Source organism: Mycobacterium sp. NTMscope_Eco_3 (genome assembly GCF_976985685.1).
On sequence record NZ_CDRJYZ010000001.1, the window covers coordinates 4,809,609 to 4,827,496 of the forward strand.

Sequence of the window (17,888 nt, forward strand, 5' to 3'; positions counted from 1 at the left end):
CCATCCACCCGAACATGCTCTTAGACTTCGCTTATAGAGGTCCGTGCAGCGAAATCCAGTGGCCAAGAGATGAGGGCTGATCAGACGTGACGGTTGAGCTGGCGCACCCGTCGACCGAGCCGCAGGGATCGCGGTCACCGGCCGAACCAGCCCACCCACGCTGGTGGTTCATCTCGACGACGCCGGGCCGCATCCTGACCATCGGCATCGTCCTGGCGGCCCTCGGCGGGATCAGCGCCTTCGCCACCTCGACCACCATCAACCACCGGCAACAGGTGCTCACCACGGTGCTCAACCACACCGAGCCGCTGTCGTTCGCCGCCGGCCGGCTCTACACCACCCTGTCGGTGGCCGACGCCGCGGCCGCCACCGCGTTCATCGCCGAAGCCGAACCGCCGCCGGTGCGGCAGCGCTACGAGCAGGCCATCACCGACGCGGCCGTGGCCGTGACCAGGGCGTCCAGCGGGCTCACCGACGAGCCGCAGGTGCAGCTCCTGGGCCGGATCAACGCCCAGCTGGCCGTCTACACCGGCCTGATCGAAATCGCGCGAACCAACAACCGGGCGGGCAACCCGGTCGGCTCGTCGTACCTGTCGGAGGCATCGGGGCTGATGCAGTCGACGATCCTGCCCGACGCGGCACGGCTTTACCGGGCCACCTCGGAGCGGGTGGACGTGGAAACCACCGCGTCGACCCAGATCCCGGCGCCGGTGATCATGGTCGTCGGCGCCACCGTGGTCTTCGGCGCGTTCTCCCATCGCTGGCTGGCCCGGCGCACCCGGCGCCGCATCAACCCCGGCCTGGTCGTGGGCGCGCTCGCTATTCTCGTCATGGTGGTATGGGTCGGGACTGCGCTAACCATCTCTACGACGGCCAGTCGTAGCGCGAAGGACACCGCCGCGGAGTCCCTCAAGACCGTCACCAACGTCGCGATTACCGCCCAGCAGGCGCGCGCCGACGAGACGCTGTCGCTGATCCGCCGCGGGGACGAAGAGAAGCGCAAGCAGTCGTTCTATCAGCGCATCGATTCGATGCACCGCCAGCTCGACCAGTACATGTCCCGCAGCGACGCCGTAGACAAACCCGACCTGGAAGGCGCCGACCAGTTGCTGCTGCGCTGGCGGCAGGCCAACGACCGGATCACCTCGTACATCTCGGTGGGTAACTACCGCGCCGCCACCCAGGTCGCGCTGGGCAGCAGCGAGGAGGATTCCACCCCGGCTTTCGACAAACTGGAAGACGAGCTGGTCAAGGCCATGGACCAGGGCCGCATCCACCTGCGCAACGACGTGATCAACGCGCGCAGCGGGCTGTCCGGCGCCCAGGTGGGCGGCGTGGTGCTCAGCCTCGGGGCGGCCATCGCGGTGGCGCTGGGCCTGTGGCCGCGGCTGAAAGAGTATCGATAATGACCCGCCTGCCTCTGCTGCGCCGGGCGCGCACCGTGGCCGCCACGGTGGCGGTAGCGGTCGCGGCGGCGGGCTGCGGGCATACGGAATCGCTGCACGTGGCCAGCGTCCCGACGCTGCCGCCGCCCACCCCGGTCGGCATGGAGCAACTGCCGCCGCAGCCACCGCTGCCGCCCGACGGCCCCCATCAGGACTGCGACCTGACGGCCAGCCTGCGGCCCTTCCCCACCAAGGCCGAGGCCGACGCCGCCGTCGCCGACATCCGCGCGCGGGGCAGGCTGATCGTCGGGCTCGACATCGGCAGCAACCTGTTCAGCTTCCGCGACCCGATCACCGGCGAGATCACCGGCTTCGACGTCGACATGGCCGGCGAGATCGCCCGCGACATCTTCGGCGCCCCGTCCCACGTCGAGTACCGGATCCTGTCGTCGGACGAGCGCGTCACCGCCCTGCAACGCGGCGAGGTCGACATCGTGGTCAAGACCATGACGATCACCTGCGACCGGCGCAAGCTGGTCAACTTCTCCACCGTCTACCTCGACGCAAACCAGCGCATCCTCACCCCGCGCGACTCGTCGATCGTCAAGGTGAGCGACCTGTCCGGCAAACGCGTGTGCGTGGCCAAGGGCACCACCTCGCTGCATCGCATCCGGCAGATCGACCCGCCGCCGGTGGTGGTGTCGGTGGTCAACTGGGCCGACTGCCTGGTCGCGATGCAGCAGCGCGAGATCGACGCCGTCAGCACCGACGACTCGATCCTGGCCGGGCTGGTCGAAGAGGACCCCTACCTGCACATCGTCGGGCCCAACATGGCCACCCAGCCCTACGGCATCGGCATCAACCTGAACAACACCCCCCTGGTGCGGTTCGTCAACGGGACCCTGGAAAGGATCCGCCGCGACGGCACGTGGAACACGTTGTACCGCAAGTGGTTGACCGTGCTGGGCCCCGCGCCGGCCCCGCCCACACCGAGGTATCTGGACTGATGGCCGAGCCGGATAAGCAGTCCGAGCAGCCGGAACCCGGCTCTGGAGACGTGGACGACGTGAACCCCGGCACCCAGCCGGCGGACGTCCAGACCGGCGCCTCGACGGGGCGGCTGCAGGCCACGCAGGCGCTGTTTCGGCCCGACTTCGACGATGACGACGACGACTTTCCGCACATCTCGCTGGGCGCCCTGGACACCGACACCGGCGACCGCATGACGGTGGCGACGCGGTCGCTGCCGGCGGTCCGACAGCTCGGCGGTGGGCTCGTCGAGATTCCACGGGGACGCGACATCGACCCGCGCGAAGCGCTGATGACCAACCCGGTGGTCCCCGAGTCCAAGCGCTTCTGCTGGAACTGCGGGAAGCCGGTGGGCCGGTCCAGCAAGAAGAGCAAGGGCACGTCGGAGGGTTGGTGCCCGGCCTGCGGCAGCCCGTATTCGTTTCTGCCGCAACTCAATCCGGGGGACATCGTCGCCGGCCAGTACGAGGTCAAGGGTTGCATCGCGCACGGCGGGCTGGGCTGGGTGTATCTGGCCGTCGACAAAAACGTCAACGACCGGCCGGTCGTGCTCAAAGGCCTGGTCCACTCCGGCGATGCGGAGGCGCAGGCGATCGCGATGGCCGAACGGCAGTTTCTGGCCGAGGTCGTCCACCCGCAGATCGTGCAGATCTTCAACTTCGTCGAACACAAGGACCAGCACGGCAATCCGGTCGGCTACATCGTCATGGAGTACGTCGGCGGGCAGTCGCTCAAGCACGGGAAGGGCGAGAAGCTTCCCGTCGCCGAGGCCATCGCCTACCTGCTGGAAATCCTGCCCGCGCTGAGCTATCTGCACTCCATCGGCCTGGTCTACAACGACCTGAAGCCGGAGAACATCATGCTCACCGAGGAGCAGCTCAAGCTGATCGACCTGGGCGCGGTGTCGCGGATCAATTCGTTCGGATACCTTTATGGCACACCGGGTTTCCAGGCTCCGGAGATCGTGCGGACCGGCCCGACGGTCGCCACCGACATCTACACGGTGGGGCGCACGCTGGCGGCGCTCACGCTCAACCTGCGCACCCGCAACGGCCGCTACGTCGACGGCCTGCCCGAGCACGACCCGGTGCTGAGCACCTACGACTCGTTCCACCGGTTGCTGCGCCGCGCCACCGATCCCGACCCGCGCCGGCGGTTCGCCAACACCGAGGAGATGTCCGCGCAGTTGATCGGCGTGCTGCGCGAAGTCGTCGCCCACGACAGCGGGGTGCCCCGGCCCGGCCTGTCGACGATCTTTTCGCCCAGCCGCTCGACGTTCGGGGTGGACCTGCTGGTCGCGCACACCGACGTCTACCTGGACGGGCAGGTCCATTCGGAGAAGCTGACGGCCCGCGAAATCGTCACCGCGCTGCAAGTGCCGCTGGTCGATCCGGCCGACGTCGCCGCATCGGTGCTACAGGCGACGGTGTTGTCGCAGCCGGTGCAGACTCTGGACTCGTTGCGCGCGGCCCGGCACGGGACCCTGGACGCCGACGGTGCCGAGCTGTCCGAGTCGGTCGAGCTGCCGATGATGGAGGTGCGCGCGCTGCTGGATCTCGGCGACGTCGCCAAGGCCACCCGCAAGCTCGACGACCTGGCCGCGCGGGTCGGCTGGCAATGGCGGCTGGTGTGGTACAAGGCCGTCGCCGAGTTGCTCACCGGCGATTACGATTCGTCCACAACGCATTTCACCGAGGTACTGGATACCTTCCCGGGCGAGCTGGCGCCCAAGCTGGCGTTGGCCGCCACCGCCGAGTTGGCCGGCGACGCCGACGAGCACAAGTACTACGAGACGGTGTGGAAGACCAACGACGGCGTGATCTCGGCGGCGTTCGGGTTGGCCAGATCGCTGTCCGCCCAAGGTGATCGGGCCGCCGCGGTGCGCACGCTGGACGAGGTGCCGGCCACGTCGCGCCACTTCACCACCGCGCGCCTGACCAGCGCGGTGACGCTGTTGTCCGGCCGGACCAAGAGCGAGATCACCGAAGAGGACATTAGGGACGCGGCGCGGCGGGTGGAGGCGCTGCCGCCCACCGAGCCCCGCGTGCTGCAGATCCGCGCGCTGGTGCTGGGCTGCGCGATGGACTGGCTGGAGGACAACAAGGCCAGCACCAATCACATCCTGGGCTTCCCGTTCACCGAGCACGGGCTGCGGCTGGGCGTCGAGGCGGCGCTGCGCAATCTGGCCCGCGTCGCACCCACGCAGCGGCACCGCTACGAGCTGGTCGACATGGCCAACCGGGTGCGGCCGACCAGCACGTTCTGAGCTGTTGCACGCCTTACGGTGTCGAGAGTGAAACCTGGGCGTTGAGTGTGAAACCTGGGCTTTCGGCGTGAACACTGGGCGACGACACGCCGACAAACCTCGCCGTGGGCTCACACGCAAAGCCCAAGATTCACAGTCGATTTCGCCAGCGCCTCTCGCACCCGGCGGATGATACTGGCCGGGCGGTCCTCCGCGACGACGCGGACGACGACCCAGCCCCTCTCCTCGAGCATCTCCATGCGCTGAATGTCTCCTCATGCCGCGCACCATCACACGTCGACCGCGAGCCATGCGCTCGGCTATTCACAGCCCGGATTCACAGCGAGAACATAGGTATATGCCGCACAGTTGACACATGGCAGGCCAGTCCACGGCGTGGGTCAGTACGGCCCGCATGCTGCGCCGGGCCGGGTTCGGGGTGACAGGGCCCGAGGTCGACGCGGCCGTAGCGCGGGACTGGTCCGGCTACGTGGACGCGCTGCTGGGCGCCGATCCCGACGTCGACCCCGGCGCGGTTGCCACCCCGATGCCCAGCCTGCCGACGCCCAGCCCGCCCGGTAAGCGCGCCACCCCGGCCGCCCACAAGCAGTACAACCAGCAGGTGTCGGAACAGCTGGGCGTGCTGTCGAATTGGTGGGTGCGGCGCATGGTCGCCGTGCGACAGCCGCTCCACGAGAAGCTAACCCTGCTGTGGCACAACCACTTCGCCACCTCGGCGCAGAAGGTGCGGGTAGCGGCATACATGGCCGCGCAGAATCACAAATTGCGCACCGGATCGTTGGGCGATTTCCGCACCCTGGCCTACGGGATGCTGACCGACGCCGCGATGCTGCGCTGGCTCGACGCACAAAGCAGCACCGCCGGGGCACCCAACGAAAACCTTGCCCGCGAATTCATGGAGCTGTTCGCGTTGGGACACGGCAACGGCTACACCGAAAGCGACGTGCGCAACGGCGCGCGGGCCCTGACGGGATGGGTGATCGGCGTCGGGGGTGACACCTCGATGGTCCCCAAACGTCATGACGGGACCGCCAAGACGCTGTTCGGGCAAACCCGCAACTTCGACGCCGCCGGGTTCTGCGACATTGTGCTGGCGCAACCCAGATCGGCGGAATACATCGCGGGACGTCTGTGGCAGCAATTGGCGTCCGACGATCCAGCGCCACGCCAGGTGCTCGACCGGCTGGTCGGCGCCTACGGCCCCAACCGCGACCTGCGCGCGCTGACCCGCGCGATCCTGACCGACACCGCGTTCACCGGCAGCCGTGCCGCGGTCGTCAATACCCCTACCGAGTGGCTCATCGGCGTGATCCGGGCGCTGCGCGTGCCGGTCGACAATCCCAAGCGTCTCAAGATGATCGACGCGACGTTGCGTACGCTGGGTCAACGACCGTTCTACCCGCCCAGCGTCGGCGGCTGGCCCAGCGGCCAGGTGTGGCTTTCCACCGCCAGTGCTGGGGCCAGGCTGCGCGCGGCGGCAGAGCTGGCACACGCCGGCGACCTCTCAAGCGTCGAGGGAACCCCCGCCGGTGACCGCATCGATGCGGTCGGCTACCTGATCGGCGTCGGCGCCTGGTCGGACCGCACCGCCCAGGCGCTGCGACCGCTGGTGCGCCAACCGCCGCAGTTGGTCGCGGCCGCCGTCAACACTCCCGAATACTTGACGTCGTAGGGGATCAGCAGCCATGGCCGAGATGAACCGTCGCAGATTCCTGATCGCCAGCGCGGGTGTGGGGGCGGCGGGGTTGCTGTCGGGAACGGTGGCGGTCAGTTGGCCCGACCTGATGCGCGCCGCCTCCGACCGGCCGCTGGCCGAAGGAAGCGGCGTCCTGGTGATCGCCACGCTCTACGGCGGCAACGACGGGATCAACACCCTGATCCCCTACGCGGACAACGCCTACCACGACGCCCGTCCCGAACTCGCCTATTCCCCCGGCGATGTCTTGCACCTCGACGCGCAGCTGGGCCTCAATCCGGCTCTGAAGAACATGGCCGGTCTGTGGAACCAGCGGCACCTCGCCGTTGTGCGCGGCGCCGGCTACCCGAAGCCCGACCACAGCCACTTTCGCTCCATGGACATCTGGCAGACGGCGTCACCCGCCGAGCCGGTTTCGACCGGCTGGATCGGCCGCTGGCTCGACGCCACCGGCGATGACCCGTTGCGTGCGGTCAACATCGGGGCGGTCCTGCCACCACTGGCCATCGGCGCAAAGTGCACAGCGGCAGCGCTTTCGCCGAACGGGGCGCCGGCCGAGGCGGAGAGATTCGACGGGATCATGACCGCGCTGGGTAACGACGACCCCGATGACACTCCCGCGATGGCCGCGGTGTGCAAGGCCTACCGTGCGGCGCACACCGCCAACACAACCTTCGCGTCGGTCAAACCTGCTATCACGGAACGCAATTCACTGGCCACTCAGCTGAGCATGGTTGCCCAGGCCATCAAGGCCCGCGTCCCGACGCGGGTGTATACGGTGCAGTTGGGCGGCTTCGACACCCATGCCGGCGAACGTGGGACCCAGCAACGGTTACTGCAGACATTCGACGAGGCGGTGGCCGCGTTCATTCAGGAGATGGCCGGACGAGACGTGGTCCTGATGGCGTATTCGGAGTTCGGGCGTCGAGTGCGTGCCAATGCGTCCCAAGGCACCGATCACGGTACGGCGGGGCCCGTTTTCATCGCGGGTGCGCCCGTGAAGGGCGGCTTCTACGGCGAGGAGCCCAGCCTCACCGACCTCGACAACGGAGACCTGAAGTACACCACCGATTTTCGTGACATCTACTTCGAGCTGCTGGCGCAAACCGTCAAAACCGATCCCACACCCTCGGTCGGCACGGGACGAAAGAGCCTGGGATTCTTATCCGTCTAGCACGTTCACGCAGTCGCGGGCGATGGCCAGCTCCTCGTTGGTCGGGATCACCAGCACGGTGATCGGTGAATCGTCGGCGGAGATCTGTCGTGCACCCTTGCCCCCGCCGAGGTTCCGCCGCTCGTCGAGCACGATGCCCAGCTCCTCCATGCCCGCGACCGCGTCCCGCCGCACGGCCGCGTCGTTCTCGCCGATCCCGGCGGTGAAGCTGATGACATCGGTGTGCCCCAGCACCGCCAGGTAGGCGCCGACGTATTTGCGCAGCCGGTGCGTGAACACGCTATACGCCAATTGCGCTGACTCGTCGCGGGATTCGATCATTGCCCGCAACCGGCGAAAGTCACGCTCGCCGGACAGACCCCACACCCCGGACCGCTGGTTGAGCATCGTCTCGATGTCGTCGACGCCCAACTGCGCCGTGTGGCACAGGTAGCTGACGACGCTGGGATCGATGTCGCCACTGCGGGTGCCCATCACCAGCCCCTCCAGCGGGGTGAGACCCATCGAGGTGTCGAGCGGCCGGGTGCCGGCGATCGCCGACGCCGAGCAGCCGTTACCCAGATGCAGCACAATCTGTTTCAGGTCGCCGACCGATCGGTCCAGGAAGGCGGCGGCCTGCTCGCTGACGTAGCGGTGCGAGGTGCCGTGGAACCCGTACCGGCGGATCTGATACCGCTGCGCCAGTTCGCGGTCGATGGCGTAGGTCGCCGCCGCGGGCGGCAGGTCGTGGAAGAAGCCGGTGTCGAAGACCGCGATGTGCGGTATGTCGGGCAGCAACTTTCGCGCGACCTCGATTCCCGTGAGCGCGGACGGATTGTGCAGCGGCGCCAGGTCCGACAGATCCTTGAGCCTCGCGATCACCGCGTCGTCGAGCGGCGTCGGCTCGTAGAAGGCGTTGCCGCCGTGCACTACTCGATGGCCCACCGCGACGACGCCGGATGTCTTCAGGTCGATGCCGTCGTCGGCCAGCGTGTCGAACGCGCGGCGCAGCGCGGCGTCGTGGTCGGGAACCGGCGACCCCGCCTCTCCGATGCGCTCCACGAGGCCGGTCGAGCGGGCAGCGCCCGAATCGGGATCGACCAGTTGAAACTTCAGAGACGACGAGCCGGAGTTGATCACCAGCACGAGGCGCGCGCTGCTACTTCCCATGGGGGCCGCCCTGCGCCTGAATCGCGGTGATGGCAACGGTGTTCACGATGTCTTCCACCAGAGCGCCCCGCGACAGGTCGTTCACCGGCTTGCGCAGGCCCTGCAACACGGGGCCGATGGCCAGCGCGCCGGCGCTGCGCTGCACCGCCTTGTAGGTGTTGTTACCGGTGTTGAGGTCGGGGAAGATCAGCACCGTGGCGCGCCCGGCCACGGGCGAGTCGCGCAGTTTGGTGGCCGCGACCGACGGTTCGATCGCAGCGTCGTACTGGATGGGGCCCTCGACCGGCAGGCCGGGATTCCGCTCTCGCACCAATTGTGTTGCCGCCCTGACCTTGTCGACGTCGGCCCCGGTGCCGGAGTCACCGGTCGAGTAGGACAGCATCGCAACCCGGGGCTCGATGCCGAACTGCGCGGCGGTGCGCGCCGACGAGATCGCGATGTCGGCCAGCTGCTCCGGCGTCGGGTTGGGGATGATCGCGCAGTCGCCGTAGGCCAGGACACGATCGGGCAGGCACATCAAGAAGATGCTGGACACCGTGGAGACGTCCGGGACGGTCTTGATGATCTCGAATGCGGGTCGCACCGTGTGCGCGGTGGTGTGCGCGGCACCGGACACCATGCCGTCGACCATGCCGTTGTGCACCATCATGGTGCCGAAATACGTCGTGTCGCGCATGATCTCGCGGGCCTGTTCGACGGTGACGCCCTTCGCCTTGCGCAACTGCGCGTACTGGTTGGCGAACTCGTCACGCAACTGGCTGGCACGCGGATCGATCACCGTTACGTCGGCCAGATCCACCCCGAGTTCGCCCGAGCGCTGGCGGATTTGGGCCTCGTCGCCCAGGATGGTCACGTCGGCGACGCGGCGCTGCAGCACCCGCCCGGCGGACCGCAGGATACGGTCGTCGTCGCCTTCGGGCAGCACGATGTGCTTGCGATCCGAACGCGCCTGCAGCGTCAGCTGATGGATGAACATCTGCGGGGTGGTCACCGTGGGGATCGGAATGGCAAGCTGCGCCAGCAGATCGGTGATGTCGACGTGGCCGTCCATCAACTCGAGCGCGGTGTCGATCTTGCGCTGCGACGTCGCCGTGACCCTGCCCCGGGCGGAGGCCGCCGCGCTGGCGGTGTCGTAGGTGCCCAGCCTCGTGGCGACGATGGGCAGCCGCAGTCGCAGCCCGGCGACCAGGGCCGCGATGGACGGGTGCAACTCGAAACCGCCGTTGAGGACGATGCACGACAGGGACGGAAAGCCCTCCGCGGCATGCGCGCTGGCGACGGCGAGCACCACGTCGGAGCGGTCGCCGGGGGTGATGACCGCCATGCCGTCGCGCAGCCGTTCCAGGACGTGGTCGGCGGTCATCCCGGCGACCATCACCTCGGTGACCTCGCGCTCCCGCAGCGACTCTTCGCCGCTGACCGGCGTCCCGCTCACCGCGCTCTGAAGTTCGGCCACCGTCGGCGCCGACAGCAGCGGTTCGTCGGGCAGCACATAGCTGCGCAGGGACGACGGGCGCAGCGCCTCGTCCAATCTCTTTCGGATGGCGTCCAACTCGGCCGGTTCGCAGCGGTTGGCCACCACCGCCGCGGTGTGCGCGTGCTGGGCGTCGAGCTCGGCCAGGCAGACCTTGACGACGTCGGCCACCTCACCGGCGCTCCGACCCTTGCCGCTGACCGTCAGCAGCAGCGGCGCGCCGAGGTTGACCGCGATGCGCGCGTTGGTGGACAGCTCCGCGGGCCGGATCGCCTGTCCCAGTTCGGAATAATCGCTGCCGACGATCACCACCACGTCGCACTGCTCGGCGACGGCGTGGTAGGCGTCGACGATGGCGGCGATCGCCGCGTCACCGTCCGCGTGCAGCTGCTGGTACGTGACGCCGACGCACTGCTCGTAGGACAGGCCCGCCGTGGTGCGCGACAGCAGCAGTTCCAGGATGTAATCCCGATCTTCCACGGCCTGCGGCGACCCGCTGCGCCCGGCTTCGCCGGGCTGGCGATCGCCGCTGTCGGAGCGTGTAATGGGCCGGAACACACCGACTTTCGCGACCGTCGCGGTCAGCCGGTGCAGCAGCCCCAGCGCGATCGTCGACTTTCCGGTCTCCGGCTCGGGCGCGGCGATGTAGATTGCCGTTGCGGCGCCCGAGACCACTCGCCCGCCCCTCAGGCCAGCCGCCGCAGCCGCGGCGCCAGGTCCTTCTCGAAGAGGTCCAGGAACCGGCGCTGGTCGTGACCGGGGGCGTGGAACACCAGGTGGTTGAGGCCCCACTTCACGTACTGGCCGACCTTTTCGACCGCCTCGTCGGGATCCGAGGCCACGATCCAGCGCTTGGCGACCTGCTCGATCGGCAGCGCGTCGGCGGCCTTCTCCATTTCGATCGGGTCGTCGATGCTGTGCTTCTGCTCTGCGGTCAGCGACAGCGGCGCCCAGAATCGGGTGTTCTCCAGCGCCAGTTCGGGATCGGGATCATACGAGATCTTGATCTCGATCATCCTGTCGATGTCGTCGACGTTGCGGTCGTTGATCGCCGCACCCTCCTTGACCGCAGGGATCAGCTTGTCCTTGTACAGCTCCTCGCCCTTGCCGGAGGTGCAGATGAAGCCGTCGCCGGCCCGTCCGGCGTATTTGGCGACCGCCGGGCCCCCGGCCGCGACGTAGATGGGGACCCCGCCCTCGGGCACGTCGTAGATCGAGGCGCCCTTGAGCCGGTAGTACTCGCCGTCGAAGTCGACGCGGTCGCCGCACCACAGCTCGCGCATCAACCGCACCGACTCGCGCAGCCGGGCGAACCGCTCCTTGAACTCCGGCCAGTCACCCTCGTATCCGGTGGCGATCTCGTTCAGCGCCTCGCCGGTGCCGACCCCGAGAAAGATGCGGTCCGGGTACAGGCAGGCCATGGTGGCGAAGGCCTGCGCGATGACGGCCGGGTTGTAGCGGAAGGTCGGGGTGAGCACGGAAGTGCCCAGCGTGATCCGCTTGGTGCGTTCGCCGACCGCGGTCATCCAGGCCAGCGAGAACGGCGCGTGCCCGCCCTCGTGCCGCCACGGCTGGAAATGGTCACTGACCGTTGCGCTGTCCATGCCGTGACCTTCGGCGGCGACGGCAAGCTCGACGAGCTCGCGCGGGGCAAATTGTTCGGCGGACGCTTTGTATCCGAGTTTCAGTTCAGCCACTCGTTCTTTCTACTCCTGTGCAGATGGTCGCGACCCGCCGCGCCCGGCTACGCCGCGCTCGCGATCGCTCGGGCCTGACGGTCGCGACCCGCCGCGCCCGGCTACGCCGCGCTCGCGATCGCTCGGGGCAACGACGCTTCTACACTCGCGGGCATGGGACCGGCGCCAACTCTTGTTCAAGTCACCGACACGGTGCACCTCGCGCGGGGCGAGGCCGTCAACTGGACGATCGTCGCCGACGGCACCGGCGTGATGCTGATCGACGCCGGCTATCCCGGGGACCGCCACGACGTGCTGGCGTCGCTGCGGGAGCTGGGCCACGACGCCGGCGACGTGCGTGCCATCCTGCTCACCCACGCCCACATCGACCACCTGGGGTCGGCGATCTGGTTCGCCAACGACTACGGCACCGACGTGTATTGCCACGCCGAAGAGGTGGGTCACGCCAAGCGCGAATACCTGGAGCAGGCCTCGGTTTTCGATGTGGCCCTGCGTATTTGGCGGCCCCGCTGGGCCGCGTGGGGGCTGCACGTGGTGCGCAACGGCGGCCTGATCCGCGACGGCATCCCGTCGACCCGGCCGCTGACCGGCGACGTGGCCGCCGGGCTGCCGGGCCATCCGATGGCCGTTTTCACCCCGGGGCACACCAGCGGGCATTGCTCGTATGTGGTCGACGGCGTGCTGGTCAGCGGCGACGCGCTGATCACCGGCCACCCCCTGCTCAAGCACGACGGGCCGCAGCTGTTGCCGGAGGTGTTCAGCCACAGCCAGCAGAATTCGCTGCGCAGCCTGGATGCGTTGGCCCTGCTCGACACCGAGGTGTTGCTGCCGGGGCACGGCGACGTGTGGCGCGGGCCGATTCGCGAGGCGACGGCTCGGGCCATCTCGCTGGCCGGCGGATGATGACCTCGGGCCAGATCATCGCCACACCAACCCCACTGGTCCCGTCACGGGATCCGATGTGTGAACCCCAAACGCGCTAGCGCATGCGCTATCAAAATTGAAAGCCCCCTATGCCCTGAGATCCGTTGTGACGGTTGCTAACTCGATAGCTCCGGTCTGAGCGTCGGCGACGGGGTGGTCACGTCAGCCACTTCTCGAAGGCGATCGGGATGAACGGCCCCCAGGACGGCAGCGGGTCGGGGACCACCCGGGTATAGCCCGTCGCGTCGTAGAGCGCCTCGGCCTCGGGCTGCCGGTTGCCGGTGATCAAGTAGAGCCGCCGGTACCCGCGGGCCAGCGTCTCGGCCTCCAGCGCGGCGAGCAACGCGCGCGCATAGCCGCGGCGCCGGTGGGCGGCGTCGGTCCAGATCCGCTTGAGCTCGGCGGTGTGGGCGTCGTAGCGGCGAAACGCGCCGCCGGCCACGGGCACGCCGCGCAGGACGCCGATCAGCAACCCGCCGTCCGGCGGCGCCAACTCGGCCTCGGGCACGGGCAGCCAGGACAGATGCGTGCTCGGGGTGCCGCCGTAGCGCTCCGCGTACTCGACGGCCAGCTCGGCCAGCAGCGGTTGGGCCAGCGGGTCATCGTGGGTGGCCGAGACGAATCGCAGCCGGCCGTCGGGGACAATGGGTTCCGGCATCATCGAAAGCTCAAACGCGTGTCGCCGTGACGTATTCCGGGATGAACTCCGCGTCGCCGCGCCCCGTGCGCCGCCGCCTGCCCAGCCCCAGGGTGCGCAGCAAGTCGGCGATGTCGCGCCCGCGTGTCTCCCAGCCGTGGGCCGCCAGATACTCAGGGACATAGTGGTATTCGCCCGGATAAGTCAGGCTGGCCAGGTCGACGTCGAGGCCGCGCCGCCGCCAGCCGTCCACGAAGGCGCGCTCGGCCCCCAGCTGCAACGGATTCCAGGTGGGCATGTGATCGGCGGCCAACCGGCTGCCCGGGGCGCTCGCCGCGGTGACCCCGTGCAGCAACCGGCTCTGCTCGTGGGGTGGCAGGTACCCGACGAGCAACTGCTCGGCGACCCACACCGTGGGCTGGGCGGCGTCAAAACCCACCCGCCGCAAGGCCGCCGGCCAATCGTGGCGCAGGTCGATGCCGACCGCGCACCGGTTGGTGGCCAGGGTGGCGTCCAGCCCGCGCAGCACGTCGGACTTGAAGTCGAGCACCTGCGGCCGATCGATCTCGTAGACCGTCGTCCCCCGGGGCCACCACAGCCGATAGGGCCGGGTGTCCAGTCCCGACGCCAGGATCACCACCTGGCGGATGCCCGCCCTGCCCGCGTCGGCAAGGAATTCGTCCACAAAACGGGTGTGCGCCGCCAACGCGTCCATCAGCGCCGTCATCGCCGGGTCGTCGCCGTCGTCGGCCGCGAAGGTGTGGTCCTTGATCGCCCGGGTGAGGTACTCGATCCCGACGGCGCACAGCAACGGCTCGGCGAACGGATCGTTCAGCAGCCCCTTGTCGGTGGCCACGGCCCGCGCGGCGGCGCCGAACGTCGCGGTCACCTCCACGTCGGCCGTCGGTGCCATCGCGCGCTCAGACGTCGGAGCGGCGCCGCAGGGTCAGCCCGACGGCCACTCGCCAGCCCAGCAACAACAGCGCGGTGACCGTCGTCGCCACCACGACGAAACTGGCGGCCACGCCCGCAGACGTCGCCTTGCGCAGCACCATGCCGACGACCACGGTCGACAACCAGACCACGACCCCGGTTGGCGCCACGGCGGTGGGCCGCCGCCAGCCGCGCGCGGCCAGCCACCCGATGGCGGTGCCGGTGAGAAACGGCCACGCCGTCGCGGCGACGCCGGTGACGTTGAGCCCTTCGTCGTGGCTGCGGCGCCCCAGGGCGCAGAACACCAGCACGCCGACGACGTCGACGGCGAGCCAGCCCAGCCACCGGAGCCTAAGCATGCAGCGAGACTACCGGGCAGGGCCGAAGATCCTTGACCCGACGGCCGCGGTGAACCTAGATTCGTCAGCAATGAATACTCATTCACCAGGCCTCGCGGTGGTGACCGGCGCCGGCTCCGGCATCGGCAGAGCGATCGCGCTGGGACTGGCCGCCCGGGGCGACCGCGTCGTCGCCGCCGACCTCGACCAGGCGGCGGCCTCGGCCACCGCCGAGGAACACCCCGAGAAGATCACCGCGCTGCCAGTGGACGTGGCCGACCCGGCGCAAGTCAACGCGCTGCGCGATCGCATCCACGCCGACCTCGGCGTGCCCAACGTCGTCGTCAACGCCGCCGGATGGGACCGCACCGACCAATTCCTCAACGCCACAGCGGAATTCGCGCAGAAGGTGGTCGCGATCAACTACCTGGGGCCCGTGCATGTCTGCTCGGCGTTCCTGCCGGGGATGATCGAGACGCACGGCGGCGGGCGCGTGGTCAACCTGGCCAGCGACGCCGGCCGAGTGGGCAGCGCGGGCGAGAGCATCTACGCCGGCGCCAAGGGCGGGGTGATCGCGCTGACCAAGTCGCTGGCCCGCGAGATGGCGCGTCACCAGATCACGGTCAACTGCGTGTGCCCGGGACCGACCGACACGCCGCTGTTTCACGCGCAGCCCGAGAAACTGAAGGAGGCGCTGGTCAAGGCGATCCCGTTTCGGCGGCTGGCCCGGCCCGACGAGGTCGCCGCGCCGGTGCTGTTCTTCGCGTCGGAAGCCGCCTCGTTCATCACCGGACAGGTGATCAGCGTCAGCGGCGGTTTGACGATGGCCGGCTAGTGGCAGGCTGACGTCTATGAGCACCAAGACGCCACCCGCCTTCGACCGCTACGACCCCCTGGGCCTGGACGCCTCCCTGTCCGACGACGAGCGCGCCGTGCGCGACACCGTCCGGGACTTCTGCGCCGAGCACGTCCTCCCCCACGTCGCGGAGTGGTTCGAGATCGGCGACCTGCCGGTCCGCGAGCTGGCCAAGGGGTTCGGCCAGCTGGGCCTGCTGGGCATGCACCTGCACGGGTACGGCTGCGGCGGGGCCTCCGCCGTGCACTACGGGCTGGCCTGCGTGGAGCTCGAGGCCGCCGACTCCGGCCTTCGGTCGATGGTCTCGGTGCAGGGGTCGCTGGCGATGTTCGCGATCTGGAATTTCGGGTCCGAGGAGCAGAAGCAGGAATGGCTGCCGGGCATGGCCACCGGCGAGCTGCTCGGCTGCTTCGGGCTGACCGAGCCCGACGTCGGATCCGACCCCGCCGCGATGAAAACCCGTGCGCGACGGGATGGTTCGGATTGGGTGCTCAACGGCCGCAAGCTGTGGATCACCAACGGCTCGGTCGCCGACGTCGCGGTCGTGTGGGCCAACACCGACGACGGCATACGCGGTTTCATCGTGCCCACCCGCACCGCGGGCTTCACCGCCAACACCATTCACCACAAGCTGTCGCTGCGGGCCTCGATCACCAGCGAGCTGGTGCTCGACGACGTGCGGTTGCCCGCCGAGGCGATGCTGCCCGAGGCCAAGGGGCTGCGCGGGCCGCTGTCGTGTCTGTCCGAGGCCCGCTACGGAATCATCTGGGGCTCGATGGGGGCGGCGCGCTCGGCCTGGCAGGCCGCCCTCGACTACGCCACGCAGCGCACCCAGTTCGGCCGCCCGATCGCCGGATTCCAGTTGACCCAGGCGAAACTCGTCGACATGGCCGTCGAGCTGCACAAGGGCCAACTGCTGTCGCTGCACCTCGGCCGCCTCAAGGACAGCGTGGGCCTGCGTCCCGAGCAGGTCAGCTTCGGCAAGCTCAACAACACCCGGGAGGCGATCGAGATCTGCCGGACCGCCCGAACCATCCTGGGCGGCAACGGGATATCGCTGGAATACCCCGTGATCCGGCACATGGTCAACCTGGAATCGGTGCTGACCTATGAGGGCACACCGGAGATGCACCAGCTCGTCCTCGGCCAGGCGTTCACCGGCAGCGACGCCTTCCGCTGATGAGCCGCCTGACCTACACGCACGAGCATCACCAGTTCCGGGAACTGGTACGCGATTTCGTGCAGCAGGCGGTCGCGCCCAACCACGAGAGCTGGGAACGCGACGGCCAGTGGGACCGCTCGCTGTTCACCGAGGCGGGCAAGCTTGGGCTGCTGGGCTTTTCGGTGCCCGAGCATCTCGGCGGCCCGGGCGTGGACGACTTCCGCTACAACGCGATCGTGCTCGACGAGTTGCAGCGCGCCGGGGCGGCCGCCGAGGCCATCGCGTTCACGCTGCAAAACGACGTGGTGCTGCCCTATCTCACCGATTTGACGACCCCCGAGCAGCAACAGCGCTGGCTGCCCGGCGTGGTCACCGGCGAGACGGTGCTCGGCATCGGGATGACCGAGCCCGGAACCGGCAGCGACCTGGCCGGGATCCGCACGACCGCGGTGCGAGACGGCGACGACTACGTCGTCAACGGCGCCAAGACGTTCATCTCCAACGGTCAGGTCGGGGACCTGTTCGTCATCGCCGCGCGCACCTCGCCGGATCGCCATCAGGGACTGTCACTTCTGGTGGTCGACGCCGACACCCCGGGCTTCTCCCGCGGCCGCAACCTGGAGAAGATCGGCCTGCACGCCCAGGACACCAGCGAGCTCACCTTCACCGATATGCGGGTGCCGAAAGAAAACCTGCTCGAATCAGAGGGCCGCGGCTTCTATCAGTTGATGAAGAACCTGCCCCAGGAGCGGCTCGCGCTCGGCGTGGGGGCGGTGGCCGCCGCGGAAGCGATCCTGGCCGGAACCCTCGACTACGTCCGTGACCGCAAGGCCTTCGGATCACCGATCGCGAGCTTCCAGCACAGCCAATTCGTGCTCGCCGAGCTGGCGACCGAAATCGACATCGCCCGAACGTATCTCGACGACTGCCTTGCCGAGCACCTCGAGGGTGAGCTGACGGCGGCCCGCGCCGCCCGGCTGAAATGGTGGACGACCGACCTCCAGGTGCGCACCGCCGACCGCTGCCTGCAACTGCACGGCGGGTACGGCTACATGCGCGAATACAGCGTGGCGCGCGCGTTCGTCGACGCCCGCATCCAAACCATCTACGGCGGCACCAACGAGATCATGAAGACGATCATCGCCAAGGACCTGGGCCTCTAGGGGCA

15 protein-coding genes and 1 pseudogene are annotated in these 17,888 nt (G+C 68.7%); 9 read left to right on the plus strand and 7 right to left on the minus strand.

Features of this window, described 5'->3' with window-relative positions:
• Nucleotides 1–86: 86 nt before the first annotated feature.
• Genes glnX through AC0KTM_RS22320 form a run of 3 tightly spaced genes read left to right on the plus strand, consistent with a single transcriptional unit; the run spans nucleotide 87 to nucleotide 4,680 of the window.
• Nucleotides 87–1,406, plus strand: a complete 1,320-nt coding sequence (gene glnX / locus AC0KTM_RS22310) for a protein kinase G-activating protein GlnX (RefSeq protein WP_225328231.1) — start codon at nucleotides 87–89, stop codon at nucleotides 1,404–1,406.
• On the plus strand, nucleotides 1,406–2,392 hold the full coding sequence (locus tag AC0KTM_RS22315; protein ID WP_225328232.1) for a glutamate ABC transporter substrate-binding protein: 987 nt from the start codon (nucleotides 1,406–1,408) through the stop codon (nucleotides 2,390–2,392). The genes glnX and AC0KTM_RS22315 overlap by 1 nt, the downstream gene beginning before the upstream one ends.
• Nucleotides 2,392–4,680: a serine/threonine-protein kinase PknG gene (locus AC0KTM_RS22320; protein ID WP_238956971.1), complete on the plus strand. Its 2,289-nt coding sequence runs from the start codon at nucleotides 2,392–2,394 to the stop codon at nucleotides 4,678–4,680. The genes AC0KTM_RS22315 and AC0KTM_RS22320 overlap by 1 nt, the downstream gene beginning before the upstream one ends.
• Nucleotides 4,681–4,790: 110 nt before the next feature.
• Here the strand turns inward: AC0KTM_RS22320 and AC0KTM_RS22325 are convergent.
• Nucleotides 4,791–4,931: pseudogene (locus AC0KTM_RS22325) on the minus strand (hypothetical protein); the annotation flags it as partial.
• Nucleotides 4,932–5,035: 104 nt separating this feature from the next.
• Here AC0KTM_RS22325 and AC0KTM_RS22330 point away from each other — a divergent pair.
• Nucleotides 5,036–6,352: a DUF1800 domain-containing protein gene (locus AC0KTM_RS22330; RefSeq protein ID WP_238956972.1), complete on the plus strand. Its 1,317-nt coding sequence runs from the start codon at nucleotides 5,036–5,038 to the stop codon at nucleotides 6,350–6,352.
• 13 nt (nucleotides 6,353–6,365) lie between these two features.
• Complete coding sequence (locus AC0KTM_RS22335; RefSeq protein ID WP_238956973.1) at nucleotides 6,366–7,550, plus strand: DUF1501 domain-containing protein; 1,185 nt, start codon at nucleotides 6,366–6,368, stop codon at nucleotides 7,548–7,550.
• On the opposite strand, the gene AC0KTM_RS22340 is transcribed toward AC0KTM_RS22335, so the two are convergent.
• Genes AC0KTM_RS22340 through fgd form a run of 3 tightly spaced genes read right to left on the minus strand, consistent with a single transcriptional unit; the run spans nucleotide 7,539 to nucleotide 11,870 of the window.
• Nucleotides 7,539–8,699, minus strand: coding sequence for an acetate kinase (locus AC0KTM_RS22340; protein ID WP_472416687.1), 1,161 nt, complete (start codon nucleotides 8,697–8,699; stop codon nucleotides 7,539–7,541). The two genes, AC0KTM_RS22335 and AC0KTM_RS22340, sit on opposite strands and share 12 nt — an antisense overlap.
• A complete protein-coding gene (gene pta, locus AC0KTM_RS22345; RefSeq protein ID WP_225328238.1) occupies nucleotides 8,689–10,848 on the minus strand; it encodes a phosphate acetyltransferase in 2,160 nt (719 codons plus the stop codon). Before pta ends, AC0KTM_RS22340 begins: the two co-directional genes overlap by 11 nt.
• Before the next feature lie 11 nt (nucleotides 10,849–10,859).
• Nucleotides 10,860–11,870, minus strand: a complete 1,011-nt coding sequence (gene fgd / locus AC0KTM_RS22350; RefSeq protein WP_225328239.1) for a glucose-6-phosphate dehydrogenase (coenzyme-F420) — start codon at nucleotides 11,868–11,870, stop codon at nucleotides 10,860–10,862.
• A gap of 153 nt (nucleotides 11,871–12,023) precedes the next feature.
• Between fgd and AC0KTM_RS22355 the strand changes: the two genes are divergently transcribed.
• On the plus strand, nucleotides 12,024–12,773 hold the full coding sequence (locus AC0KTM_RS22355; RefSeq protein WP_472416689.1) for an MBL fold metallo-hydrolase: 750 nt from the start codon (nucleotides 12,024–12,026) through the stop codon (nucleotides 12,771–12,773).
• A gap of 178 nt (nucleotides 12,774–12,951) precedes the next feature.
• Here the strand turns inward: AC0KTM_RS22355 and AC0KTM_RS22360 are convergent, their stop codons facing one another.
• Genes AC0KTM_RS22360 through AC0KTM_RS22370 form a run of 3 tightly spaced genes read right to left on the minus strand, consistent with a single transcriptional unit; the run spans nucleotide 12,952 to nucleotide 14,723 of the window.
• The gene (locus AC0KTM_RS22360; RefSeq protein WP_472416691.1) at nucleotides 12,952–13,455 is read right to left on the minus strand and encodes a GNAT family N-acetyltransferase; all 504 of its coding nucleotides are present in this window, start codon (nucleotides 13,453–13,455) and stop codon (nucleotides 12,952–12,954) included.
• 7 nt (nucleotides 13,456–13,462) lie between these two features.
• The gene (locus tag AC0KTM_RS22365; protein ID WP_472416693.1) at nucleotides 13,463–14,344 is read right to left on the minus strand and encodes an SAM-dependent methyltransferase; all 882 of its coding nucleotides are present in this window, start codon (nucleotides 14,342–14,344) and stop codon (nucleotides 13,463–13,465) included.
• A 7-nt stretch (nucleotides 14,345–14,351) separates the two neighbouring features.
• On the minus strand, nucleotides 14,352–14,723 hold the full coding sequence (locus AC0KTM_RS22370) for a DUF3054 domain-containing protein (RefSeq protein WP_225328243.1): 372 nt from the start codon (nucleotides 14,721–14,723) through the stop codon (nucleotides 14,352–14,354).
• Nucleotides 14,724–14,793: 70 nt separating this feature from the next.
• On the opposite strand from AC0KTM_RS22370, the gene AC0KTM_RS22375 reads away from it, so the two are divergent.
• From AC0KTM_RS22375 to AC0KTM_RS22385, 3 genes are read left to right on the plus strand one after another with little or no spacing between them, the layout of a single operon-like run.
• Complete coding sequence (locus AC0KTM_RS22375; RefSeq protein ID WP_472416695.1) at nucleotides 14,794–15,537, plus strand: SDR family NAD(P)-dependent oxidoreductase; 744 nt, start codon at nucleotides 14,794–14,796, stop codon at nucleotides 15,535–15,537.
• A gap of 16 nt (nucleotides 15,538–15,553) precedes the next feature.
• A complete protein-coding gene (locus AC0KTM_RS22380) occupies nucleotides 15,554–16,738 on the plus strand; it encodes an acyl-CoA dehydrogenase (RefSeq protein WP_225328245.1) in 1,185 nt (394 codons plus the stop codon).
• Nucleotides 16,738–17,883, plus strand: a complete 1,146-nt coding sequence (locus tag AC0KTM_RS22385; RefSeq protein WP_238956977.1) for an acyl-CoA dehydrogenase family protein — start codon at nucleotides 16,738–16,740, stop codon at nucleotides 17,881–17,883. The genes AC0KTM_RS22380 and AC0KTM_RS22385 overlap by 1 nt, the downstream gene beginning before the upstream one ends.
• Nucleotides 17,884–17,888: the final 5 nt, after the last annotated feature.